The organism is Paraburkholderia sartisoli (assembly GCF_900107685.1).
Classification (GTDB): domain Bacteria; phylum Pseudomonadota; class Gammaproteobacteria; order Burkholderiales; family Burkholderiaceae; genus Paraburkholderia; species Paraburkholderia sartisoli.
Map to the genome: position 1 here is coordinate 203,413 of NZ_FNRQ01000003.1, position 22,866 is coordinate 226,278.

General features: G+C 63.7%; 25 protein-coding genes. 15 read left to right on the forward strand and 10 right to left on the reverse strand.

The window, feature by feature from the left end; translation table 11 throughout:
- Positions 1-495: 495 nt before the first annotated feature.
- The 13 genes from BLV45_RS12210 to BLV45_RS12270 all read left to right on the forward strand — a co-directional run bounded on the left by BLV45_RS12210 (position 496) and on the right by BLV45_RS12270 (position 13,571).
- Positions 496-870 (forward strand): Mth938-like domain-containing protein, encoded by a 375-nt coding sequence (locus BLV45_RS12210; RefSeq protein WP_090533242.1) that lies wholly within the window; start codon positions 496-498, stop codon positions 868-870.
- A gap of 195 nt (positions 871-1,065) precedes the next feature.
- On the forward strand, positions 1,066-2,823 hold the full coding sequence (locus tag BLV45_RS12215; protein WP_090533244.1) for a glycosyltransferase family 39 protein: 1,758 nt from the start codon (positions 1,066-1,068) through the stop codon (positions 2,821-2,823).
- A 34-nt stretch (positions 2,824-2,857) separates the two neighbouring features.
- Positions 2,858-3,229: an SMR family transporter gene (locus BLV45_RS12220; RefSeq protein ID WP_090533246.1), complete on the forward strand. Its 372-nt coding sequence runs from the start codon at positions 2,858-2,860 to the stop codon at positions 3,227-3,229.
- A 93-nt stretch (positions 3,230-3,322) separates the two neighbouring features.
- A complete protein-coding gene (locus BLV45_RS12225) occupies positions 3,323-4,474 on the forward strand; it encodes a DegT/DnrJ/EryC1/StrS family aminotransferase (protein WP_090533248.1) in 1,152 nt (383 codons plus the stop codon).
- A gap of 6 nt (positions 4,475-4,480) precedes the next feature.
- Entirely contained in the window at positions 4,481-5,533 is a 1,053-nt protein-coding gene (locus BLV45_RS12230; RefSeq protein ID WP_090533250.1) for a glycosyltransferase, read from the forward strand.
- Positions 5,530-6,468: a formyltransferase gene (locus BLV45_RS12235; RefSeq protein WP_090533252.1), complete on the forward strand. Its 939-nt coding sequence runs from the start codon at positions 5,530-5,532 to the stop codon at positions 6,466-6,468. The genes BLV45_RS12230 and BLV45_RS12235 overlap by 4 nt, the downstream gene beginning before the upstream one ends.
- Positions 6,465-7,511 carry a bifunctional UDP-4-keto-pentose/UDP-xylose synthase gene (locus BLV45_RS12240; RefSeq protein WP_090533254.1) on the forward strand — a complete coding sequence of 349 codons (1,047 nt, stop codon included), beginning with the start codon at positions 6,465-6,467 and terminating at the stop codon, positions 7,509-7,511. The genes BLV45_RS12235 and BLV45_RS12240 overlap by 4 nt, the downstream gene beginning before the upstream one ends.
- A gap of 15 nt (positions 7,512-7,526) precedes the next feature.
- The gene (locus tag BLV45_RS12245) at positions 7,527-8,423 is read left to right on the forward strand and encodes a polysaccharide deacetylase family protein (RefSeq protein ID WP_090533256.1); all 897 of its coding nucleotides are present in this window, start codon (positions 7,527-7,529) and stop codon (positions 8,421-8,423) included.
- A 142-nt stretch (positions 8,424-8,565) separates the two neighbouring features.
- Complete coding sequence (locus tag BLV45_RS12250) at positions 8,566-9,027, forward strand: peroxiredoxin (protein WP_090533258.1); 462 nt, start codon at positions 8,566-8,568, stop codon at positions 9,025-9,027.
- Between the two features lie 21 nt (positions 9,028-9,048).
- Complete coding sequence (locus BLV45_RS12255) at positions 9,049-9,282, forward strand: hypothetical protein (RefSeq protein WP_090533260.1); 234 nt, start codon at positions 9,049-9,051, stop codon at positions 9,280-9,282.
- 101 nt (positions 9,283-9,383) lie between these two features.
- Entirely contained in the window at positions 9,384-11,210 is a 1,827-nt protein-coding gene (locus tag BLV45_RS12260; protein ID WP_090533262.1) for a PhoH family protein, read from the forward strand.
- A gap of 213 nt (positions 11,211-11,423) precedes the next feature.
- Entirely contained in the window at positions 11,424-12,665 is a 1,242-nt protein-coding gene (locus tag BLV45_RS12265; RefSeq protein WP_090533264.1) for a C40 family peptidase, read from the forward strand.
- 99 nt (positions 12,666-12,764) lie between these two features.
- Positions 12,765-13,571: an SDR family NAD(P)-dependent oxidoreductase gene (locus BLV45_RS12270; RefSeq protein WP_090533267.1), complete on the forward strand. Its 807-nt coding sequence runs from the start codon at positions 12,765-12,767 to the stop codon at positions 13,569-13,571.
- Between the two features lie 29 nt (positions 13,572-13,600).
- Here the strand turns inward: BLV45_RS12270 and BLV45_RS12275 are convergent, their stop codons facing one another.
- The 9 genes from BLV45_RS12275 to BLV45_RS12315 form a co-directional block, all read right to left on the reverse strand.
- Positions 13,601-14,611: an inorganic phosphate transporter gene (locus BLV45_RS12275; protein WP_090533270.1), complete on the reverse strand. Its 1,011-nt coding sequence runs from the start codon at positions 14,609-14,611 to the stop codon at positions 13,601-13,603.
- Between the two features lies 1 nt (position 14,612).
- The gene (locus tag BLV45_RS12280; protein WP_090533273.1) at positions 14,613-15,239 is read right to left on the reverse strand and encodes a DUF47 domain-containing protein; all 627 of its coding nucleotides are present in this window, start codon (positions 15,237-15,239) and stop codon (positions 14,613-14,615) included.
- Positions 15,240-15,356: 117 nt separating this feature from the next.
- The gene (locus BLV45_RS12285) at positions 15,357-16,745 is read right to left on the reverse strand and encodes a replicative DNA helicase (RefSeq protein ID WP_090533276.1); all 1,389 of its coding nucleotides are present in this window, start codon (positions 16,743-16,745) and stop codon (positions 15,357-15,359) included.
- A gap of 155 nt (positions 16,746-16,900) precedes the next feature.
- Positions 16,901-17,353 carry a 50S ribosomal protein L9 gene (rplI, locus tag BLV45_RS12290; protein ID WP_090533278.1) on the reverse strand — a complete coding sequence of 151 codons (453 nt, stop codon included), beginning with the start codon at positions 17,351-17,353 and terminating at the stop codon, positions 16,901-16,903.
- A 27-nt stretch (positions 17,354-17,380) separates the two neighbouring features.
- A complete protein-coding gene (gene rpsR, locus BLV45_RS12295) occupies positions 17,381-17,656 on the reverse strand; it encodes a 30S ribosomal protein S18 (RefSeq protein WP_074264854.1) in 276 nt (91 codons plus the stop codon).
- 2 nt (positions 17,657-17,658) lie between these two features.
- Positions 17,659-17,958 (reverse strand): primosomal replication protein N, encoded by a 300-nt coding sequence (gene priB / locus BLV45_RS12300; protein WP_090533279.1) that lies wholly within the window; start codon positions 17,956-17,958, stop codon positions 17,659-17,661.
- A 41-nt stretch (positions 17,959-17,999) separates the two neighbouring features.
- The gene (gene rpsF, locus BLV45_RS12305; protein ID WP_090533281.1) at positions 18,000-18,374 is read right to left on the reverse strand and encodes a 30S ribosomal protein S6; all 375 of its coding nucleotides are present in this window, start codon (positions 18,372-18,374) and stop codon (positions 18,000-18,002) included.
- Positions 18,375-18,636: 262 nt separating this feature from the next.
- On the reverse strand, positions 18,637-19,509 hold the full coding sequence (locus BLV45_RS12310) for an anti-sigma factor family protein (RefSeq protein WP_090533283.1): 873 nt from the start codon (positions 19,507-19,509) through the stop codon (positions 18,637-18,639).
- Entirely contained in the window at positions 19,499-20,230 is a 732-nt protein-coding gene (locus BLV45_RS12315) for an RNA polymerase sigma factor (RefSeq protein ID WP_090533285.1), read from the reverse strand. The genes BLV45_RS12310 and BLV45_RS12315 overlap by 11 nt, the downstream gene beginning before the upstream one ends.
- 143 nt (positions 20,231-20,373) lie before the next feature.
- Between BLV45_RS12315 and BLV45_RS12320 the strand changes: the two genes are divergently transcribed.
- A complete protein-coding gene (locus tag BLV45_RS12320; RefSeq protein ID WP_090533287.1) occupies positions 20,374-21,270 on the forward strand; it encodes a metallophosphoesterase family protein in 897 nt (298 codons plus the stop codon).
- A gap of 11 nt (positions 21,271-21,281) precedes the next feature.
- A complete protein-coding gene (locus BLV45_RS12325) occupies positions 21,282-21,671 on the forward strand; it encodes a cupredoxin domain-containing protein (RefSeq protein WP_090533289.1) in 390 nt (129 codons plus the stop codon).
- Between the two features lie 45 nt (positions 21,672-21,716).
- Here the strand turns inward: BLV45_RS12325 and BLV45_RS12330 are convergent, their stop codons facing one another.
- Complete coding sequence (locus BLV45_RS12330; protein ID WP_090533291.1) at positions 21,717-22,628, reverse strand: LysR family transcriptional regulator; 912 nt, start codon at positions 22,626-22,628, stop codon at positions 21,717-21,719.
- Positions 22,629-22,866 lie beyond the last annotated feature (238 nt).

Consider the following 22,866-nt stretch of genomic DNA (forward strand, 5'->3'; position numbering starts at 1 on the left):
ATATGAGTCCAGCCTCCCGGGCCCGGTCACACAGGTCGGCCAGGTGAGCCGGTCACATCGGTCGGCCAGACAGGCCGGTCTGGATGTTGCAGCCGGGATCAGTCGGGACAAGCCGGATTGCGAAAACCTGAAGACGGGAAGCCGGACCCGGGTGGGCCGGTCATGCGCGGGGGTACGAACCGGTCTGATCGCGTCCGGCCGCCGTCTGGCGGAGCGCTCCGGCGCTGCTTGTGGCGACGCGCGAAGCAAGGGGGCGCCGCCGGGCGGCTAAAAAGTTATAATTTAGCGGATTTTGGCCGGGTTCCGCAATGCACCAACCGCGTTGGCGGGCCTTTTCGGCTATTTCGTGTCAAATTGCGCGAAACCTTTACAATGCGCGCCGGTCCGACCGGCACACGCGGCCCGCCCCCGGCGGTCACCGCGGGCGCACCGGCATCACGTAAGAACATCGCACGGCATCTGACACACGCTCCACGACGACCCCGGATCACGAATTTGAAACTACATCAGGATTCCAGCGGCGCCCTCAACACGGTTACCGGTTACGGGCCCGACTACGTCGAAATCAACCTCGTGCGCCATCAGGGCAGCATTATCGTGCTGCCAGAGGCGCCCGTCATTGCCTGGCCGGTCTCCTCGTTCGAAGCGCTGAGCGCGGAGCATTTCGAGCTTCTGATCGCGCCTGCGCCGGAAGTCGTCATTTTCGGCAGCGGCGAGCGCCTGCGTTTTCCGCATCCACGCCTGACGGCCGCCCTCGCGAAACACCGCATCGGCGTCGAAACGATGGATTTCAAGGCCGCCTGCCGAACCTACAACATCCTGATGGCCGAGGGCCGCAAGGTCGCGGCCGCATTGCTGATCGAAGGCTAGCTGGCGCGGCGCACCGATGGCCGTGTCACGCCGGTGACGTACACTGCGCGGCATTCGTCGCACAGGCAGGCGCGGCGGGCGGCGGGAGCGTGCCCACCAGGTCGCGCATGCCGGGCGAACGGGCGCGCGTCCGGCGCCACGGGTTCCAACTTCACCATGCCGCGTACGCGGCAAAGACAAACAGGCTGATTCCACATGAACGATACGCCGTCACGGCTACCGCTCAACCGCACCGCGATCCTGCTGCTGATCCTCGTGCTTGCGCTAATCTGGTTCGTGCCGCTCGGCTGGCGCCACCTTCTGCCAAGCGACGAAGGCCGCTATGCGGAAATGGCACGCGAAATGTTCGTGACCGGCGACTGGATCACGCCGCGCTACAACGGCTACAAATACTTCGAGAAGCCGCCGCTGCAAACCTGGTTCAACGCGCTCACGTTCGCGTGGTTCGGCATCGGTGAATGGCAGGCGCGTCTCTATACGGCGCTGACGGGCTTTGCGGGCGTGCTGCTCATCGGTTTTACCGGCGCGCGCGTTTTCAACGCCGCGACGGGCGTCTTCGCCGCGATCGTGCTCGCGAGCTCGCCGTACTGGAACCTGATGGGCCACTTCAACACGCTCGACATGGGCCTGTCGTTCTGGATGGAAGTCACGCTATGCTCGCTCCTCCTCGCGCAGCGCCCCAACGTGCCCGCGAACCACGTACGGCTCTGGATGTGGCTGTGCTGGGGGACGATGGCGCTCGCCGTGCTGTCGAAGGGCCTCATCGGCGTGATCCTGCCGGGCACGACGCTCGTGCTCTATACGCTCATCGCGCGCGACTGGGCGATCTGGAAGCGTCTGTATCTGGTGAGCGGCCTGATCGTGTTCTTCACGATCGCGACGCCGTGGTTCGTGCTCGTGCAGCAGCGCAATCCGGAGTTCCTGAATTTCTTCTTCATCGTGCAGCAGTTCCAGCGCTATCTGACGCCCGAACAGAATCGCCCCGGCCCGTTCTACTATTTCGTGGCCGTGCTGCTGGTCGGCTTCCTGCCCTGGCTGTCGGTCAGCGTGCAAAGCATCCGGCACGCGCTGCGCGTGCCGCGCCAGCCAAACGGCTTTTCACCGCCGATGCTGCTGATCGTCTGGTCGGCGTTCATTTTCCTGTTCTTCAGCGCCTCGCATTCGAAGCTGATCTCTTACACGCTGCCCGTCGCGCCCGCGCTCGCGCTGCTGCTCGGCATGTATCTGCCGCTTCTCAAACGCGATGAATTCCGCCGGCATCTGGCCGGCTATGCGGTGTTTTTCGTCGTCGCGGCGTTTGGCGCGATCTTCCTGAGCCGCGCCGGCAACGCCCGCAACCCGAACGAGCTGTACCGCGCGTTTCAGGTCTGGGTGTACGCCGCGCTCGCCGTGGCCTTCGTGCTGACGATCGTCGCGCTCTGGATCAACCGCCGCAGCCGCGGCGGCATTGTCGGCGCGACGGTCGCGTTCGCCGCCGGCTGGGTGTTGCTCGGCACGATCGCCGGCACCGGGCACGACGTGTTCGGCCGCCTGAGCTCGGGCGCCCCGCTCGCGCCGGCCGTGCGCGCCGCCATCGCGAAGCTGCCGCCCGACGCCCCGTTCTATTCGGTCGGCGTGCTCGACCATACGATGCCGTTCTACGTCGGTCACACGATGATCATGGTCGAAAATCCGGACGAACTGCGTTTCGGCGTCACCGTCGAACCGCAGAAATGGGTGCCGACCATCGCCGAATGGATCCAGCGCTGGGACGCGGAGCCGTATGGGCTGGCCCTGATGACAACCCAGCGTTTCAGCGATCTGTCGGCCCAGCATGTGCCGATGCAGGTCGTCGCACGCGATTCGCGCCGCGTGATCGTGGAAAAGCCGGGCGTGGAAAAACCGGCCGTGGAAAAGCCGGATGCCGAAAAATCGGGCACCGAAAAACCAGACGTGGAAAAACCGCAACAGTGACCCCATATATCAACTACGGGACCGCTTCTCGCCGATGAACCCTGTTTCCCTTTTCTGTATTCTCGCGGGCGTTTCGCTGAACGCGGGCGCCCAGTTGCTGCTGAAGGCGGGCACGAATGCCGTTGGACACTTTGAATTCACCCGTGCGAACATCATTCCTGTCGCGTGGCGGCTCGCGACGCAGCCGCCCATCATCGGCGGCCTCGCCTGTTATGTGATCAGCGTCGCGGTGTGGGTCGTGGGGCTGTCGCGGGTGGACGTATCGATTGCCTATCCGATGCTCTCGCTCGGGTATGTCGTCAACGCCTTCGCCGCCTGGTATCTGTTCGGTGAAATCATGTCGGTCCAGAAGCTGGTCGGCATCGGCATCATTCTCGTTGGCGTTGTCGTGCTGGCGCGAAGCTAGCCGGAATTGCGCGGCGCGCGTGGCGCAACTGGCCGGACCCCGCATCACCCGCCGAAGCGCGAATTTGCACACTTTTTATAGAGCACTGCATTCATGACCGAGTCAACCGTTCCGTTTTTACCGTTCGTCCGTCCGGAAATCGATGAAGAAACGATTCAGGGCGTGGCCGACGTGCTGCGTTCCGGCTGGATCACGACCGGCCCGCAGAACCAGCAGTTCGAAGCGGCGCTGTCGGCATTCTGCGGCGGCCGTCCGGTGCGCACGTTCAATTCCGGCACGGCGACGCTCGAAATCGGCCTGCGTATCGCGGGCGTGAAGGAAGGCGACGAAGTCATCACGACGCCCGCGTCGTGGGTCTCGACGAGCAACGTGATCATCGAAACGGGCGCGACGCCGGTGTTCGTCGACATCGACCCGACAACGCGCAACATCGACCTCGGCCTGCTCGAAAAGGCGATCACGCCGCGCACGAAGGCGATCATTCCGGTGTACCTGTCCGGCTTGCCCGTCGACATGGACCGCCTGTACGACATCGCCCGCGCGCACAAGCTGCGCGTGATCGAAGACGCGGCGCAGGCGTTCGGCTCGACCTGGAAAGGCGAGCGCATCGGCAGGATCGGCGATATCGTGTCGTTCAGCTTCCACGCGAACAAGAACCTGACGTCGATCGAAGGCGGCGCGCTCGTGCTCAACAACGAAGACGAAGCGATCCTCGCGCAGAAATACCGCCTGCAAGGCATCACGCGGACCGGCTTCGACGGCATGGACTGCGACGTGCTGGGTGGCAAATACAACCTGACCGACGTCGCGGCGCGCGTCGGTCTCGGCCAGCTGCCGCATCTCGAACGCTTCATCGCGCAGCGCAAAAAGCTCGCGCGCGCGTATTTCGCGGGCCTCGAAGGCGGCGCCGCGGTCAGGCTCGGCGTGGGCCTGCCGCTCGCGGACTTCGAAAACAGCAACTGGCACATGTTCCAGATCACGCTGCCGCTGGAAAAGCTGTCGCTCGACCGCGCCGGTTTCATGGCGCAACTGAAGGAGCGCGGGATCGGCTCGGGCGTGCATTACCCGGCGATTCACCTGTTTTCGCTGTATCGCGCGCGCGGCTTCAGGGAAGGCATGTTCCCGCACGCGGAGCGCTTCGGCGCGACCACGGTCACGCTGCCGCTCTTCACGCTGATGAACGAAGGCGACGTGGCGCGTGTGTGCCGCGCGCTCAATGAAATTTGCGAACAATACGGAAAATAAGCGGAAATGAGTCAAACGGAACATCACTCCGTCGTGCCGGAAGTTTCAATCGTCATTCCGGTGTACAACGAGGAACAGGGTCTCCCGGCTCTCTTCGATCGCCTGTATCCAGCGCTCGACGCGCTGGGCACGACCTATGAAGTGGTCTTCATCAACGACGGCAGCCGCGACAGGTCCGCCGCCATCCTCGCCGGACAGTTTCGCGTGCGGCCGGACGTGACGCGCGTGATCCTGCTGAACGGCAACTTCGGCCAGCACATGGCGATTCTCGCGGGCTTCGAGCAGTCGCGCGGCGAGATCATGCTCACGCTCGACGCGGACCTGCAGAATCCGCCCGAGGAAATCGCCAAGCTCGTCGCGAAGATGCGCGAAGGTTACGACTACGTCGGCTCGATCCGCACGCAGCGCCAGGACAGCCTCTTCCGGCGCAAGGCGTCGCGCGCGATGAACCGTCTGCGCGAGCGCATCACGCGCATCAAGATGACCGATCAGGGCTGCATGCTGCGCGCGTACAGCCGCCAGGTGATCGACACGATCAACCGGTGCGGCGAAATCAACACGTTCATCCCGGCGCTCGCATACACGTTCGCGCAGAACCCGGTTGAAATCGAGGTCGCGCACGAAGAGCGTTTCGCGGGCGAATCGAAGTATTCGCTGTACAGCCTGATCCGGCTGAACTTCGATCTCGTGACCGGGTTTTCAGTGGTGCCGCTGCAATGGCTGTCGTTCATCGGCGTGATTCTTTCGTTCGGATCCGCCGGGCTCTTCGTGCTGCTGCTGATTCGCCGCTTCATCATCGGGGCGGAAGTGCAAGGTGTGTTCACGCTGTTCGCCATCACGTTCTTCCTGCTTGGCGTGATCATTTTCGCGCTCGGGCTGCTCGGCGAATATATTGGGCGCATCTATCAGCAGGTGCGCGCGCGGCCGCGCTATCTGGTGCAGACCATCCTCGAACAGCGCGACGGCGCGGCCGTCACGCAGACGCCGCGTCAAACCGTCGTGCAGGGTGTGCAGAACCTGCAGAACGCGCCGGTGATCGACCAGGACTCGCAACCATGAAACCACGCGCGGTCGTATTCGCGTATCACAACGTCGGCGTGCGCTGCCTGCAGGTGCTGCTCGCGCGCGGCGTCGACGTCGCGCTCGTCGTCACGCACGAAGACAGCCCGACCGAGAACATCTGGTTCGGCAGCGTCGCCTCCGTCGCGGCCGAACACGGCATTCCGGTCGTGACGCCGGCCGACCCGCACAGCGCCGAACTGCGCGCGGCGGTGAGCGCCGCGCGGCCGGATTTCATCTTCTCGTTCTACTACCGGCATATGCTGCCGGTCGACCTGCTGGCGCTGGCCGCGTGCGGCGCGTACAACATGCACGGCTCGCTGCTGCCGAAATACCGCGGCCGCGTGCCGACCAACTGGGCCGTGCTGAACGGCGAAACGGAAACCGGCGCGACGCTGCACGAGATGGCCGCGAAGCCCGACGCCGGCGCGATCCTCGCGCAGACGCCCGTGCCGATCCTGCCCGACGACACCGCCGCGCAGGTTTTCGACAAGACCACCGTCGCGGCCGAACAGACGCTCTGGCGCGTGCTGCCCGCGCTGCTGGCCGGCGAGGCGCCGCATCTGCCGAACGACCTGGCGCAGGGCAGCTACTTTGGCGGCCGCAAGCCCGAGGACGGCCGTATCGACTGGAGCAAGCCCGCGCAGCAGGTGTACAACCTGATCCGCGCGGTCGCGCCGCCCTACCCGGGCGCCTTCACCGAGATCGGCGGCGAACGGTACGTCGTCGCGCGCGCGCGGCTCACGCGGCCGGGCGCGATCCAGTCGGATTTGCCGCCGGGTCTGCACGTAAGCGATAATGCCGTTTTTGCGATATGCGGCGACGGCCGCGCGATCGCGATCCACGAATTGCGGCACCAGCGCGACGGACAGGAAACTGTCGTCACCCCCGCCGGGTTCGCCCAGCTCATTCATTCTTCCCGCCATCCTTCATGAAAAAAGTCCTGATTCTGGGTGTGAACGGCTTCATCGGCCATCACCTGTCCAAACGCATTCTCGAAACGACCGACTGGGAAGTGTTCGGGATGGACATGCAGACCGAGCGCCTCGGCGACCTCGTCAACCACGAGCGGATGCACTTCTTCGAAGGCGACATCACGATCAACAAGGAGTGGGTCGAGTATCACGTGAAGAAGTGCGACGTGATCCTGCCGCTCGTCGCGATCGCCACGCCGGCTACCTATGTGAAGCAGCCGCTGCGCGTGTTCGAACTCGACTTCGAGGCGAACCTGCCGATCGTGCGTTCGGCCGTCAAGTACGGCAAGCATCTGGTATTTCCGTCGACGTCGGAAGTCTATGGCATGTGCTCCGATGAACAGTTCGACCCGGATGAATCGGCCCTCACCTACGGCCCGATCAACAAGCCGCGCTGGATCTACGCGTGCTCGAAGCAGCTGATGGACCGCGTGATCTGGGGTTACGGCATGGAAGGCCTGAACTTCACGCTGTTCCGTCCGTTCAACTGGATCGGCCCGGGCCTCGACTCGATCTACACGCCGAAGGAAGGCAGCTCGCGCGTGGTCACGCAGTTCCTCGGCCACATCGTGCGCGGCGAGAACATCAGCCTCGTCGACGGCGGCGCGCAAAAGCGCGCGTTCACCGATATCGACGACGGCATCGGCGCGCTGATGAAAATCATCGAGAACAAGGGCGGCGTCGCGTCGGGCAAGATCTACAACATCGGCAATCCGGTGAACAACTTCTCGGTGCGCGAACTGGCGCACAAGATGCTTGCGCTCGCCGCCGAATTCCCCGAATACGCGGAGACGGCGAAGAAAGTGCAACTGATCGAGACGTCGTCGGGTGCCTACTACGGCGCCGGCTATCAGGACGTGCAGAACCGCGTGCCCAAGATCGACAACACGATGCAGGAGCTCGGCTGGAAGCCGGTTTCCACGTTCGACGAAGCACTGCGCAAGATTTTCGAAGCGTATCGCGGGCATGTGGGCGAAGCGCGCGCGCTGGTCGAACAGCAGTAAAACAGAGGGCCGACCTTGCCTCGTATCGTTCTGAAGATCGACGTCGACACGTTGCGCGGCACGCGTGAAGGCGTGCCGAATCTCGCGCGCATTTTCGACCGCTTCAAGGCGCGCGCGACGTTCCTTTTCAGCCTGGGCCCCGACCACACCGGCTGGGCGATGCGCCGGGTGCTGCGGCCGGGGTTCCTGAAGAAGGTGTCGCGCACCTCGGTGGTCGAGCATTACGGCGTGAAGCAACTGATGTACGGCGTGCTGCTGCCCGGTCCCGACGTCGGCGCGCGTGCCGCGTCCGACATGCGCGCGATCCACGAGGCCGGTTTCGAGTGCGGCATCCATACATGGGATCACGTGTACTGGCAGGACAACGTGCGTACACGTTCGCGCGAATGGACCATCGGCGAGATGCAGAAAAGCCACGCGCGCTTCATCGAGGTATTCGGTTCGCCGCCCGTCACGCACGGCGCGGCCGGCTGGCAGATGAACGGCGATGCGTTCGAGCAGATCGACGCGTGGGGCATGCAGTATGCGTCCGACGGCCGTGGCCATTCGCCGTACTTCCCGGTCGTGAACGGGCGGCAGTTGTCGCACGTGCAGATGCCCACCACCCTGCCGACACTCGACGAAGTGCTGGGTGTCGACGGCGTGGATACCGGCAACGTGGCGGCCTGGTATCTGAAACTCACCGGGAATAATCCGCGCGATCACGTGTTCACCCTGCATGCGGAACTCGAGGGGCAGAAACTCGCGGCCGTGTTCGAACAGCTGCTCGACGGCTGGCGCGCGCAGGGTTACACGTTCGCGACCATGGGCGACTACCACGCCACGCTGGACCGCGACACGCTGCCATCGTACCCTGTCACGTGGGGTGAAATTCTTGGCCGCTCCGGTGAACTGATCGTCCAGCCTGACTGATCCGCGCCGCGCTCCGCGGGCCAGTCCGTGTACCGCGCCGGTTTGCTGGTTTGCCGATTCGCCTGATTTCCCCGCTCGAAGCTCAAGATCCGGCGTCGCCGTTTCATCGCGGTGCGCCGGCCAATAACAAACGGAGAACCTCGTGCCTATCGCAGTCGACCAACCCGTCCCCGACTTCACCGCTGCCGCGACCGGCGGCGAGTTCACGCTGTCCAGTCTGCGGGGCAAGAAGGTGGTGCTGTATTTTTATCCGAAGGACAACACGCCGGGCTGCACGACCGAAGGCCTGCAGTTCCGCGACCTGTATCCGAAGTTCAAAAAGGCCGGCGCGGAGATCGTCGGCGTGTCGCGCGACAGCGTCCGTTCGCACGACAATTTCAAGTCGAAGCTCGAACTGCCGTTTACGCTGGTATCGGATCCCGAAGAAACGCTGTGTCTGCTCTTCGGTGTCATGAAACTGAAGAAAATGTATGGCAAGGAAGTACGTGGCATCGAGCGCTCGACGTTCCTGATCGACGGCGACGGCGTGCTGCGTCACGAATGGCGCGGCGTCAAGGTGCCGGGACACGTCGACGAGATCCTGGAAACTGTACAAGGCCTTTGAGGCGCGTTATATTGGGCTGCAATGAGTGACTGTCCATCCCATTCTTTCCGCCGCTGTGCCGCCTTCAATGGCAACTTTGACGCCGGGTTCGATACCGCCGCCGAAGAAGTGAGGCGCCACGCGACGACCGAAGTCGAGCCGCTTGCTCCGTTTGTCGGGGCGGCGGCTTTTTTATTTGCGCGAAGCCGCTCTTTCGTTCAGCAACGCGTTTTCCTCGAGGAGCTCATCGAAACTCAGGCGAACCGGCATTTCTAGACCAAAGCGCGTCTCCGGACGCAAACTGCGTGCGCAAATCGGGCACGACAGGATGCGACAGGCGACGCACGATATGTGACCCGCTTTTTTCGAGGGAAACCATGCCTTTGCCTACCGCACCCAGCAAGCTCGGCAATCTCCTGCCGCCTGATGAATACAAGGTGAAAGCCAGCCCGGCGGCGAAATCCGCCCGCAAACAGGCGCACGAAGGCGAGCCTGCACAGACAGCCGCACCAGTAGCAGACATCGGCCGCGCCAATGTCGCGCCGCCGATGTCGCATGCGGCCAACGCCGCCACGACGCTGCGCCCCGTTCCGGCTTCACCCGCCGCCGAAGCGCCCGCGCGCGGACGCCGGCAGAAACAGACCGCCGCGTTGCTGCAACCGGTGCCGGCCCGTGCCGAGCCGGAGCAGCCCGCTGCACAACCCGTCGTTGCCCGCGCGGGCAAGCAGGCGGACGCGGCCACGCCCGCCGCGGCCGCTCCGGGCACCCGTGGCACGGCGAAAAACCGTGGCCGCAAAACGAACGAGATCGAAATCCGCAAGCTCTTCGTGCTGGACACGAACGTGCTGATGCACGATCCGAGCTGCCTGTTCCGGTTCGAGGAACACGACGTCTATCTGCCGATGATGACGCTGGAAGAACTCGACAACCACAAGAAAGGGATGTCGGAAGTCGCGCGTAACGCGCGCCAGGTCAGCCGGACGCTCGACGCGCTCGTCGCCAACGCGGGCGAGATGTCGGAAGGCATTTCGCTGTCGCGCCTCGGCAGCCGCGAGGCCGCCGGACGCCTGTATTTCCAGACGAAGCTCACGCACATCGAGCCGGTTGAAGGCCTTCCGCAAGGCAAGGCGGACAACCAGATTCTGGGTGTCGTGCGCGCGTTGCAGCGCGATCGCGAGGACCGCCAGGTCGTGCTGGTGTCGAAAGACATCAACATGCGGATCAAGGCACACGCACTCGGCCTGCCCGCTGAAGACTATTTCAACGACCAGGTTCTCGAAGACAGCGACCTGCTCTATTCGGGCATTCGCGCGCTGCCGCAGGACTTCTGGACGAAGCACGCGAAGGGCATGGAAAGCTGGCAGGACACGAAGACCGGTACGACGTACTACCGCGTGACCGGTCCGCTGTGCGCGTCGATGCTCGTCAACGAATTCGTCTACCTCGAGCCGCAGAACGGCGAGCCGGCGTTCCACGCGCTCGTTCGCGAACTGAACGGCAAGACCGCGCTGCTGCAGACCCTGCGCGACTACGGCCATCACAAGAACAACGTGTGGGGCATCACGGCGCGCAACCGTGAGCAGAATTTCGCGCTCAATCTGCTGATGAATCCGGAAATCGATTTCGTCACGCTGCTGGGTCAGGCGGGTACCGGCAAGACGCTCGTCGCGCTGGCCGCGGGCCTCGCGCAGGTGCTCGACGACAAGCGCTACAACGAGATCATCGTGACGCGCGCGACGGTGCCGGTCGGCGAAGACATCGGCTTCCTGCCCGGCACGGAAGAGGAAAAGATGCAGCCGTGGATGGGCGCATTCGACGACAACCTCGAAGTGCTCCAGAAAACCGACGACGCCGCCGGTGAATGGGGACGCGCCGCCACCCAGGAACTGATCCGCTCGCGCCTGAAGGTGAAGAGCATGAACTTCATGCGCGGCCGGACGTTCGTCGACAAATATCTGATCATCGACGAAGCGCAGAACCTGACGCCGAAGCAGATGAAGACGCTTGTCACGCGGGCGGGTCCGGGTACGAAGATCATCTGTCTCGGCAATATCGCGCAGATCGACACGCCGTACCTGACGGAAGGCAGTTCGGGCCTGACTTACGTGGTCGACCGCTTCAAGGGCTGGGCGCACAGCGGACACGTGACGCTGGCTCGCGGCGAACGCTCGCGACTGGCCGATTACGCTTCCGAAATCCTGTAGTTTTTATCAGTCTGACGGGTCGGAAAGCCGCGCCGGGTCACTCCGGCGCGGCTTTTTTCATGACTTTGCCGGTTCGATCCCCGTTTCGCGACAACAACAGTTAGCGCACGAACTTCAAGTAAATCATGAGGTTTTATTGCCTGGCCCACGCCGGACGGGCTACCATCGGCACATCTTCGCCTTAAGCGGGCGCTTACGCCCGTCCGCGTCGCCATGCGCCGAACCGGGTTTTCGCTGCTGATCGTGCTTCTGCTCGCCGCCTGCTCGGGCGCGCCGCAGAAGACGACGCGTGGGCCCGCCAGTTCGGCCACGTCGAGTGCGGGCGCATACCGGACCATTCCGCCTGGCTTCCCCAATTTCGTCGATCACACCGTCGGGCGCGAGGAAATCTCGATTCAGGCGATGAGCCTTGTCGGCGTGCCCTATCGCTGGGGCGGCAACACGCCGGACAGCGGCTTCGACTGCAGCGGGCTGGTGCGCTACGTGGTGTCGCGGGCGGCATCGGTCAATCTGCCCCGCACGACGGCGGACATGAGCAGCCGCGGCGAGTCGGTCGAACCCGATAAAATCGCCACTGGCGACCTGATTTTCTTCAACACGACCGGACGGCCGCACTCGCACGTCGGCATTTACGTCGGCAAGCTTCGCTTCGTGAACGCGCCATCGACCGGCGGCACCGTGCGGATCGACTATCTGACGAACCCCTACTGGGCGAAGCGGTTCGACGGCATCCGCCGCGTTGCGCCACCCGCCGGCAAACCCGCGCCGTTCGATACGCCGACTTATCAGGCGTCCGCCACGCCGGAGTCCAGCGGCTCGGCCCCATCGCAAACGGCTTCGCGCTCGCCGCCCCCGCAATCCGCGTACGGGGCTGGGGTTTCATCAGTTGCAGGTGGCACTTCCACCGCGCCTTTGACGCGAACCGTCGTCAGCACGCCGCGTTCAACGCAGCCGGCCGCGCCCGCTGCAACCTTCGCGACGGCAACGCAGCCGGCCGCGCTCGCAGCTGTTCCTGCCGCCCCTCGCCCAGCATCCGCCGATCCGTTCGAGCCGCCTCCGCCCGGCATGACGGCCGCCCAGATGCAGGCACGCGCGGCGGGTGCAACTTCGCCGGCCGCCATCTCTGGTGCTGCACAAGCTCAAGCAGCAGATGCACCGCTCCAGACCGACGTTTCCACATCTTCGCGCCCATCGCTGCCTTCGAGCACCGCCACCCCGGCACCAGACGCGATCGACGCCGCTGCCGACGCCTTCGAACCGCCGCCGCCCGCGGCTGTCGCTGCGCGCCAGGCACAGCAGGCGCGACAAGAAGCCGGGCAAATACAACAACCGTCGCAACCCGACGCCGATGATGGCGTACGGATCATGCGCGCCTCCACCGCCTCTCGCCCCCTTCCCGCGCCCACGCAATCCGGCGACGATCCGATTGCCCGTTTTGCCAACGGCAGTTTCTGACTTTCCCCCGACCCAGTCCATATGCCGTTCGGCCGACTCGCCGCAGGTCTGGGGCTCTGCTATCGTTGCCCATATTCTCCTGATAGCGGGTGACATGCGATGGATCTCGGTCTGAAAAACAAGGTGGTACTGATCACAGGCGGCAGCAAGGGAATCGGGCTTGCGTGCGCACGCGCGTTCGCAACGGAAGGCGCGAAGGTTGCAATCGTGTCGCGCGATCCCGCCAATCTCGCCCGTGCCCGCGAGCAACTGGCGAAAGAAGGTCTGCATGTGCATTTAACGCGCGCGGATCTGCACGAGCCCCGCAGCGCGGCGGACGTCGTGGAGGAAGCCAGTCAGGCGATGGGGCCGATCGATATCCTGATCAACAGCGCCGGGGCGGCGAAACGCTACGACCCGGAAACACTCGATGCCGCTGCGTTCAAGGCAACGATGGAGGCGAAGTATTTTCCATACATCTACCCGCAGCAGGAAGTGCTGCGCAGGATGGTCGAGCGCATCAAGGCGGGCGGAGGATCGGAGCCCGGCACCATCGTGAACGTCATCGGCATGGGCGGGAAGATCGCCAGCGACATTCATATCGCAGGCGGCGCCGCCAACGCGGCGCTGATGCTGGCCACGGTGGGGCTGGCGCACTACTACGCACGCTACGGCATCCGGATCAACGCGATCAATCCGGGCGCCACGCTCACGGAACGTGTTGAAGAAGCATTGAAGCTGGAAGCCGGCCAGCAAGGCATCGGCACGGACGAGGCGCTCACGCGCGGACAGGCGAAGGTGCCGCTTGGGCGTTACGCGAAGCCGGAAGAAATCGCCGACGTCGCGTTGTTCCTCGCGAGCCGGCGTGCAAGCTACGTCACCGGGGCGATCATCCCGATGGATGGGGGCAGCTCGCCGCTCATCTGATGCGAGCCGGCGCGCGAGGCTTCAAGGATTTACAACAGATGGTGTCCGACCCACCATCCGGCCGCGGCGAGCACCGCGGAAGCCGGAATCGTGAGAACCCAGGCCCAGACGATATTGCCCGCAACGCCCCAGCGCACGGCGCTCAGCTTTCGCGTCGCGCCCACGCCGACAATCGCGCCGGTAATCGTGTGCGTGGTCGATACCGGAATGCCGAGCGAGGAAGCGATGAAGAGCGTGATCGCGCCACCCGATTCGGCGCAAAAACCGCCCACTGGCTTGAGCTTCGTGATCTTCTGCCCCATCGTGCGAACGATTCGCCAGCCGCCGAACAGCGTGCCGAGGCCCATCGACAGATAACAGCCGCCGATCACCCAGATCGGCGGGGCGTCGGCGGTTGCCGAAGCGTAGCCAGTCGCGATCAGCAGCATCCAGATGATGCCGATGGTTTTCTGCGCGTCGTTGCCGCCATGGCCGAGGCTGTACAAACCCGCGGATACCATCTGGAGACGCCGGAAGCGCCGGTCGACCTTGCTGGGTGGCGTACGGAAGTAGAGCCACGACACCGCCAGCATGAAGAACGATCCGAGCACGAAGCCGAGCAGCGGCGAGATGAAAATGAACGCGACCGTTTTCAGCAGGCCGTCGAGGTTGAGCGAGCCCCAACCCGACTTCGCGAGCGCGGCGCCGACAAGGCCACCGATCAGCGCATGCGACGAGCTCGACGGAATGCCGTAGTACCACGTGACGATATTCCAGCCAATCGCACCGACCAGCGCGCCGAATATGACGTAATGGTCGACGATTTGCGGATCGATCGTGCCCTTGCCGACCGTCTGCGCGACCTTGAGGTGAAAGATGAAATACGCGATGACGTTGAAGGCCGCCGCGAAGGCCACCGCCTGTTGCGGTTTCAGGACACCGGTCGACACGACGGTCGCAATCGAATTCGCGGCGTCGTGGAAGCCGTTCATGAAGTCGAATACGAGCGCAACGGCAACGAGGGCAACGACGACCCAGATAGCGAGTTGAATCGATTGCATCTCAGGCGTTTTCCAGCACGATGCCTTCGATGATGTTGGCCACATCCTCGCATTTGTCGGTGATCGTCTCGAGCAGTTCGTAAATTGCCTTGAGCTTGATCAGGGTCTTTACATTGTCTTCTTCGCGGAAGAGTTTCGATATCGCGGCACGCAGCACGCGGTCCGCTTCCGATTCGAGGCGGTCGATGTCTTCGCACGCTTTCAGGATCTGGCTCGCCTGCTTCATGTCCGACAACAGGCCGACCGCGAACTGCACACGCTCGCTCGTCGCCGTGCAGATATGCGCCAGCTGGCTCGCTTCGGAGGTAACGGCCTGTACGTCGTACAGCGAAATGGCGGTCGCGACGTCCTCCATCAGGTCGAGGATGTCGTCCATCGTCGTGATCAGCTTGTGGATCTCGTCGCGGTCGAGCGGCGTAATGAAGGTCTTGTGCAGCAGGTCGATTGTTTCGTGCGTCAGTTTGTCGGCGGCTTTTTCGGCGGCCTGCACGTTTTGCTTGTGGATCTCGGCATCCGACAGGTTATCGATCAGGAGCTCGAGTTCGCGGCTCGCCGACATGATGCAGGCGGCATGCGCGTTGAAATATTCAAAGAACTTGCCCTCGGTGGGCATGAATCGACCGAACATTGGGATCCCGGAAATTGGCCACGAATATGACTGACATAAAACCGCAATATTGTACCGTCGTGGCCCGGATGCCGCACTTGTGAGGGCGTCCTTACAACAGATCAGGCCGCGCTGGCTTTACTCGCCGTAGAAATTCTGCGCGCCCGCAAAATTGTCGAACTTCGTAAATTGACCATGGAACGTGAGCCGAACAGGCCCGATCGGACCATTCCGCTGTTTACCGATGATGATCTCGGCGGTGCCCTTGTCCTGACTGTCCGGGTTATAGACTTCGTCACGATAGATGAACAGGATCACGTCGGCATCCTGCTCGATAGCGCCGGATTCGCGCAGGTCAGACATGATCGGGCGCTTGTTGGGCCGCTGCTCCAGACCGCGATTCAACTGCGAGAGCGCGATGACCGGCACGTCGAGTTCCTTCGCGAGACTCTTCAGCGAACGGGAAATTTCGGAAATTTCGGTTGCCCGGTTCTCGCCCGCCGACGATGAACCGCTCATCAGCTGAAGGTAATCGATGATGATGAGGCCGAGCTTGCCGCATTGACGCGACAGGCGTCGCGCCCGCGAGCGCAGTTCCATCGGGTTCAAACCGCCGGTTTCGTCGATGAAAATCTGCGCCTCGCTCATTTTCTGCACGGCGTGCGTGAGCTTCGGCCAGTCTTCGTCGGTCAGGCGCCCGGTTCGCATGCGGTGCTGGTCGAGCCGGCCAACCGACCCGAGCATACGCATCGTGAGCTGCGTGCCCGGCATTTCCATCGAGAACACGGCCACCGGCAGACCATACTCGACCGCGACATATTCGCCGATGTTCATCGAAAACGCGGTCTTACCCATCGAAGGCCGCCCCGCGACGATGATCAGCTCGCCACCGTGCATGCCCGACGTCATCCGGTCGAGGTCGACGAAACCTGTCGGCGTCCCCGTGACGTCGCTCGGATTCGCGGTGTGGTACAGCGTGTCGATCCGCTCGACGACCTGCGTGAGCAGCGGCCCGATCTCCAGGAAACCCTGCGTGCCGCGCGCGCCGTCTTCGGCGATCGAAAACACTTTCGATTCGGCCTCGTCCAGCAGCTGGCGCACTTCCTTGCCTTGCGGATTGAACGCGTCGGCCGAAATTTCGTCGGCGACCGAAACGAGGCGGCGCAACACCGCCCGATCCCGCACGATTTCCGCGTACCGGCGAATGTTCGCCGCGCTCGGCGTGTTCTGCGCGAGCGCGTTGAGATAGGCCAGACCGCCGACGTCATCCGCCTTGCCCGCCGTGCCGAGTGCCTCGAAAACCGTGATCACGTCAGCAGGACGCGTCGCCGCGATCAGCTTGCCGATGTGTTCGTAGATGATCCGGTGGTCGTAGCGGTAAAAATCGCTCTGCGACAGGAAATCCGCAATGCGGTCCCACGCCGCGTTATCCAGCAGCAGGCCGCCGAGTACCGATTGTTCGGCCTCGATTGAGTGTGGCGGGACTTTCAGCGATTCGAGCTGGGGATCTTTCGACGGTGCGTTCATGGAGACGGATTATCGTGCAAATGGCGGCGTCGGGAAACCATAAAGACGGCCTCCGACGCCGGGCGCCGCACAACGCAAAGGCGGGAGCCGGTTTCCCGGCTCCCGCCTGTGTGCCAGAAACAGCCTGGCGAATACTACTGTGTTACCCGACCGTCTTAAGCGTGTTCGCCCAGCACCGACACCGTCACGTCGACGAGCACGTCGGTGTGCAGCGAGATCTGAACCGGATGGTCGCCGACCAGCTTGAGCGGACCTTCCGGCAGACGCACTTGCGCCTTTTCAACAGCGAAGCCTTGCTTGACCAGCGCGTCAGCGATGTCGGCGTTCGTCACCGAGCCAAACAGACGGCCGTCGACGCCAGCCTTCTGGCCGATCTGGACCGTCGAGCCTGCCAGCTTTTCGCCTTGGACCTGAGCGGCTGCCAGCTTTTCAGCGGCGACCTTTTCGAGTTCCGCACGGCGGACTTCGAATTCAGCGATCGCTTCCTTCGTGGCACGGCGGGCGCGCTTGTTCGGGATCAGGAAGTTACGTGCGTAACCGTCCTTGACCTTGACGATATCGCCCAGGTTGCCCAGGTTGACGACTTTTTCGAGAAGAATGATCTGCATTCGGATGCTCCTTGTTGCGTCGTCGGGTTAGGCCTTGTGCTGGTCGGTGTACGGCACGAGCGCGAGGAAACGCGCGCGCTTGATTGCCGTGTCCAGCTGGCGTTGATAGTGCGACTTCGTACCCGTGAGACGCGCCGGCGTGATCTTGCCGTTCTCGCCGATGAAGTCCTTCAGCGTTTCGATGTCTTTGTAATCGATCTGGTCGACACCAGCTGCCGTGAAACGGCAGAACTTCTTGCGCTTGAAGAGCGGATTTTGTTGCTGACGACGTTTGTCGAATTTCTTACCAGTCGGGCGGGGCATGTTCAGTCCTTTCCAATGTCCTGCAATTCTGTGATGTGAAACACCAGGGTTCGGGCGTTGCGGCTCTTTTTGGCCAGAAAACCGGTGAAGAGCGTTTCGACGCCCATTCCACACTTTTCCAGCCTGCCGCTCGTCTCGCCGGCGGCCACCGCCGGCATGGTCAGTTCGACTTGCCGTTTAATCCCGGCTTCGACGACTTCCGTGCGGTGAAGCAACGTACAGCTTGCAATCGGAACGCCGGCGGGGGTGTACCGCACCGGTTCGCGTTCGACGACGCTGCCTGTCAGTTGCAGCCTGTTCACGAGAGCGACGCTTTAATCCTGATGGCTTAAATAACGATGTCTTAAGCCTGCGCTTCGGACGGTTGCGTGGCAGCCGCCTTCTTGGCTTCTTCGCGCTGCACTTCCTTCATCATCGGCGACGGGCCGGTTTCAGCCTTTTTCTGCTTGACGATGAGGTGACGCAGAACCGCGTCGTTGAACTTGAATGCGTGCTCCAGCTCGTCGAGCGTGGTTTGATCGCATTCGATGTTCATGCAGACGTAGTGTGCCTTCGCGAGTTTCTCGATCATGTAGGCCAGCTGGCGACGGCCCCAGTCTTCGATACGATGGATCTGGCCACCGTGCGACGTGATCGTGGTCTTGTAGCGCTCGATCATGGCGGGCACCTGCTCGCTCTGATCGGGATGCACGATAAATACGATTTCGTAATGACGCATATTCACTCCTTGTGCTGACTTATGGATAGAAGCCACCCGGGCGTCGGATCCGGTGTGGCAAGTGAGAAGCCGGAGAATATAACACGAATGGGGTCGGCACGCAAGACATTACACCGGTTTTCGCGCCGTTTCGGTCGTGTTTTCAACGGCTTATCGTGTGGCTCGACGATCAGCGCCCCGCTTTTGCTGGATAAGGCCGGCGCAGGCGCTTTGACCCATCAACCGGCCGGACGCGCAAATCGTGGCGACCGGTCCGAAAACGTCACTCCGATGGCTGCGGGCGGGCCTTGAGCGCGGTTTCCAGCGCGCTCAGCGCATCGGGCGCGGCGTCGGTGATGGCCCACCAGACCATGCCGTCCTCGCGCCAGCGCACGAGCGAATAACCGTCGCGAACCAGCGTCGCACCGGATGAGCCCGGCCACGCGCCAGCGTCGCCGCCCGCCCGGTTCGCGGTGTCGGGAAACACGTACACATCGATCACATGCTTGCGGTAACGGTAGGTCAGCACCGCCACCCGCCTGTGGTCGAGGTAATCCAGCCGGCCGCCGGCCAGCGGAAAACCGCTCGCCGTGAGATCCACCACCGGCGGCGCATAGTCGAGCCTGCCGTTGAACCACGGCTTCACGGTGTGCTGATCCGTCGAAATGATATCGATGTCGCGTCCCGACAGTTGCGCCCGGACGTGACTCGACACCAGTTCGTCGACGAACGGACTGGCGTCGGCGGGACGGCGCAGCGTCAGCGTGACGCCGGCGACAGCCGCACACAGTGCGATGACCAGCACCGTCAGCCAGCCCGATCCGGCCGTCCCGCTGTTTGCCGCGCCGCCCCCCACGCCCACCGGCAGGCGCCAGCCATCGAACCGCGGAAACCGCCAGGCGCGTCTGCGCGCACCCTCAGGCGGTGAAGAAAGCGCGGCCGCCGGCAACCCCGCGACGATCCGCGCCCTGAGCGCATCCGGCGCGCGATGGTAGCCGGCCTGACGGATCGTGCCCGCCAGTACCCGCACGATCTCCGTTTCGCGCTGGCAGGCCGCGCAGCCCGCGATGTGCTGCTGCACACGGCGTTCATCGACCGGCGAGAGTTCGCGGTCGGCACTGGCATCGATGAGCGGACGCACTTCGTTACAGTCCATCTGGCGTCTCCTGGTTTGCGCCCGCGGCCGCGGCGCCCGGATCGCGGGGCGCCCAGCCGGATGGCGGCGCATCGAGCGTGTCCGGATGTGCCGCCCGGGTGTCCGCCGCGCGGTTGCGCGCGTCGTCGGCATCCGTGCGCCCAGCCTTGACGCCGCGCGCTTCCAGCGCGCTCAGCGCCACCGCCAGCCGGCGTCGCCCGCGCGCGAGCCTCGACATGACCGTCCCGACCGGCAGATCGGCGACGATCGCAATTTCGCGGTAACTCAGCTCCTCCAGTTCCCGCAGGATCAGCACCTCGCGATACTCCACCGGCAGTTGTTTCAGCGCGACATGCACGCGCCGCACGTCTTCCTCGCGGATCATCAGTGCCTGCGGGTCGATGCTCGCCGGGCTCCAGCCGTCGAACGCGGCCTCTTCGTGCGAATCGTCGAATCCGGTCACCTCATGCGAATTCGTCCTGCGGCGCCATTCCGTGTACCAGGTGCGCCGCACGATCGCGAGCAGCCATGGCCGCGCATTGTCGCCACGGAACGTATCGAAGAAACGGAACGCGCGCATAAAGGCTTCCTGGACGATGTCATCGGCATCGCTGGCATTGCCCGACAACCAGCGCGCGAGGTTGAAGGCGGCATCGAGATGCGGCAGCGCCAGTGTCTGGAAACGACGGCTGCGTTCAGCTTCGTCGTTTCTTCCCCTGCTGGTGGTATCGGTCTGGCGCACGCGGGCCCTCCTGGCTTCACGGCTGCGATACTGGTCGCAAGCCGAGTTTATTCCCGCTCGCGCGGCGTCCCGGCAAAAATAAATCAGGAATAAGAATCGCAAAATCCTGGTTGGACAGGCAACCCAACACGCGAGGAGCGATCATGTCGAGTGGCCTGAATCACCTGAAACGGCGCGATTTCCTGAAACTGGCCGCATTCGGCGGCGCAACGTTCGCGTCGGCGTTGCCCGGCTGGAGCTGGGCGCGCGACGAAGATTTCTTCTTCGTCCAGCTTTCGGATGCCCATTGGGGCTTCGAGGGTCCTGCCGTCAATCCGGATGCGAAAGGCACGTTACCGAAGGCCATTGCCGCGGTGAACGCCCTGCCCGCCGCGCCGGACTTCGTCATTTTCACGGGCGATCTCACGCACACCACCGACGACACCGCGACGCGCCACGCGCGCATGCGTGAGTTCCAGTCGATCGTGGGCGGGCTGAACGTGAAGCCGCTGTATCTGATGCCCGGCGAGCACGACGCGAGCCTCGATAACGGCGCGGCGTACCGCGAGCATTTCGGCGAGACGCACTACACGTTCGACCACAAGGGCGTGCATTTCGTGACGCTCGACAACGTGTCGGATCCGGCAGCCCGCGTCGGCGAAGCGCAGATCGCATGGCTCGCCGCCGACCTGAAGAAGCAGCCGAAAGACGCCCGCATCGTGATCTTCACGCATCGTCCGCTGTTCGATCTCGCGCCGAAGTGGGACTGGGCGACGCGCGACGGCGCAGCGGTCATCGACGTGCTCCAGCAGCACGACAACGTCACCGTGTTTTACGGCCATATCCATCAGGAAAATCACACGATGACCGGACGCATCGCGCATCACGCCGCGCGCTCGCTGATGTTTCCGCTGCCCGCGCCCGGGTCGCAGGAAAAGCGCCTGCCGGTTCCGTGGGATGCGTCGGCGCCCTATCGTGGACTGGGCTGGCGACGCGTCGAGGCCGGCACCGCACCGGGCGCATTCGTGCTCAATGAAATGCCGATCCGTGACGTCTCGTAAGGAGCCCGACCATGCAGAAAACTACCGGATTCCACGCGCCGGCATCGACCGCTCGCCGGCGCTGGCTGCTCGTGGCGGCCGCCGGCGGCGCGGCCGCGCTCGCCCGTCTCGACGCGAAAGCCGCCGGGCCGCGCGTCATCAAGGTCCACGCGCGCAAGTTCATCTTTACGCCGGACCGGATCGAACTCGCGCCGAACGAAAAAGTGATCTTCGAACTGACGGCGCAGGACATCATCATGGGCTTTTCGATTCCGCAACTGGGCGTGCGCGCCGACGTGCCGCCCGGAGCGACCGTCAGGCTGCCGGCGCAGGCGGGCACGGCCGGGAACGTCGAATTCCTGTGCGACATTTTCTGCGGATCGGGGCACGAGACGATGAACGGAACGCTCGTGGTCGCGTGAGCGTCTGAGCGCCGCCCGCCGCAACGCGGCGGCGGCGCACCCTGGCTACGCCACGCTGCTCCAGTAATCGTCGCGCGCGTAGATGTCCTTCAGATAGTCGATGAAGTAGCGCACCTTCGCCGGCACATAGCGTTGCTGCGGATACACCGCGAGGATGTCGTAGTCGGGCAGCGCGAATTCGTCGAGCACGGTTTCCAGTTCGCCGCGCGCGAGCTGCTGCTGCACTTCCCACGTCGAGCGCCAGCCGAGACCGAGTCCTTCGGACACCCAGCGGTGCAGCAGTTCGCCGTCGTTGCAGTCGAGCGTGCCGCCGACGCGCACCGTCGCCAGCTTGCCGTTACGCCGGAAATACCAGCCGCGGTTCTGGCCGCCCTGCAGGTTGAACGCGAGACAGTTGTGCCGCGGCAGGTCCTCGAGCGTTTTCGGCCGGCCGTGCTTGCGGAAATATTCGGGCGTGCCGCAGACGACGCGCCGGTTCGTCGCCAGCTTCACCGCGACGAAATTCGGATCGACGGCGCCGCCGATGCGGATCGACAGGTCGTAACCCTCGCGCACGAGATCGGCCACGCGATCGGTCAGATTGAACGACAGCTGCAGCTCCGGCTTGTCGGCGAGAAATGCCGGCGCGAGCGGCGCCACGTGCTTGCGCCCAAAAGCGGCCGGCGCCGAGACGATCAGATGGCCGCTCACCGCGCGCCGTCCCGCCGTCAGTTCGTTTTCGGCCTGATCCCACTCGGTCAGGAGCCCCCGGCATCGCTCGAGAAACGCCGTGCCCTCCTCGCTGACGACGAGCCGCCGCGTCGAGCGGTACATCAGCTTCACGCCGAGCCGCTTTTCGAGCGCGTCGATGCGCCGCCCGAGGATCACGGGCGACACGCCCTCCTCCAGCGCCGCGGCCGCGAGGCTCCCCGCGTCGGCGACGCGCACGAAGGTTTCGATCTGCTTGAAGCGGTCCATTTTCTGTCTCCTGTCGGCCGGAGTTAGTGCTTCAGCACTTACTCCGGCCCCATGCAGGGCACCTGCGGTCGGCCGGAGTTAGCGCTTTAGCGCTTACTGCGGCCCCATGCAAAGCACTTACTCCGGCCCCATCCAGATGGTTGCTGTCGCGATTTTTCCGCGCTACCCGCGCAGAAACCGCATTCCATACTTTTTGTTTCGAAATAAGCGACCTGAACCGATCTTATCAAACCTTCGG

Excerpts from the sequence above, each read along its gene's own strand:
- BLV45_RS12215 (WP_090533244.1), top strand. The coding sequence starts at position 1,066 with ATGAACGATACGCCGTCACGGCTACCGCTCAACCGCACCGCGATCCTG.
- BLV45_RS12220 (WP_090533246.1), top strand. The coding sequence starts at position 2,858 with ATGAACCCTGTTTCCCTTTTCTGTATTCTCGCGGGCGTTTCGCTGAAC.
- BLV45_RS12225 (WP_090533248.1), top strand. The coding sequence starts at position 3,323 with ATGACCGAGTCAACCGTTCCGTTTTTACCGTTCGTCCGTCCGGAAATC.
- BLV45_RS12230 (WP_090533250.1), top strand. The coding sequence starts at position 4,481 with ATGAGTCAAACGGAACATCACTCCGTCGTGCCGGAAGTTTCAATCGTC.
- BLV45_RS12235 (WP_090533252.1), top strand. The coding sequence starts at position 5,530 with ATGAAACCACGCGCGGTCGTATTCGCGTATCACAACGTCGGCGTGCGC.
- BLV45_RS12240 (WP_090533254.1), top strand. The coding sequence starts at position 6,465 with ATGAAAAAAGTCCTGATTCTGGGTGTGAACGGCTTCATCGGCCATCAC.
- BLV45_RS12255 (WP_090533260.1), top strand. The coding sequence starts at position 9,049 with ATGAGTGACTGTCCATCCCATTCTTTCCGCCGCTGTGCCGCCTTCAAT.
- BLV45_RS12260 (WP_090533262.1), top strand. The coding sequence starts at position 9,384 with ATGCCTTTGCCTACCGCACCCAGCAAGCTCGGCAATCTCCTGCCGCCT.
- BLV45_RS12265 (WP_090533264.1), top strand. The coding sequence starts at position 11,424 with ATGCGCCGAACCGGGTTTTCGCTGCTGATCGTGCTTCTGCTCGCCGCC.
- BLV45_RS12270 (WP_090533267.1), top strand. The coding sequence starts at position 12,765 with ATGGATCTCGGTCTGAAAAACAAGGTGGTACTGATCACAGGCGGCAGC.
- BLV45_RS12275 (WP_090533270.1), bottom strand. The coding sequence starts at position 14,611 with ATGCAATCGATTCAACTCGCTATCTGGGTCGTCGTTGCCCTCGTTGCC.
- BLV45_RS12280 (WP_090533273.1), bottom strand. The coding sequence starts at position 15,239 with ATGTTCGGTCGATTCATGCCCACCGAGGGCAAGTTCTTTGAATATTTC.
- BLV45_RS12285 (WP_090533276.1), bottom strand. The coding sequence starts at position 16,745 with ATGAACGCACCGTCGAAAGATCCCCAGCTCGAATCGCTGAAAGTCCCG.
- rplI (WP_090533278.1), bottom strand. The coding sequence starts at position 17,353 with ATGCAGATCATTCTTCTCGAAAAAGTCGTCAACCTGGGCAACCTGGGC.
- rpsR (WP_074264854.1), bottom strand. The coding sequence starts at position 17,656 with ATGCCCCGCCCGACTGGTAAGAAATTCGACAAACGTCGTCAGCAACAA.
- rpsF (WP_090533281.1), bottom strand. The coding sequence starts at position 18,374 with ATGCGTCATTACGAAATCGTATTTATCGTGCATCCCGATCAGAGCGAG.
- BLV45_RS12310 (WP_090533283.1), bottom strand. The coding sequence starts at position 19,509 with ATGGACTGTAACGAAGTGCGTCCGCTCATCGATGCCAGTGCCGACCGC.
- BLV45_RS12320 (WP_090533287.1), top strand. The coding sequence starts at position 20,374 with ATGTCGAGTGGCCTGAATCACCTGAAACGGCGCGATTTCCTGAAACTG.
- BLV45_RS12325 (WP_090533289.1), top strand. The coding sequence starts at position 21,282 with ATGCAGAAAACTACCGGATTCCACGCGCCGGCATCGACCGCTCGCCGG.
- BLV45_RS12330 (WP_090533291.1), bottom strand. The coding sequence starts at position 22,628 with ATGGACCGCTTCAAGCAGATCGAAACCTTCGTGCGCGTCGCCGACGCG.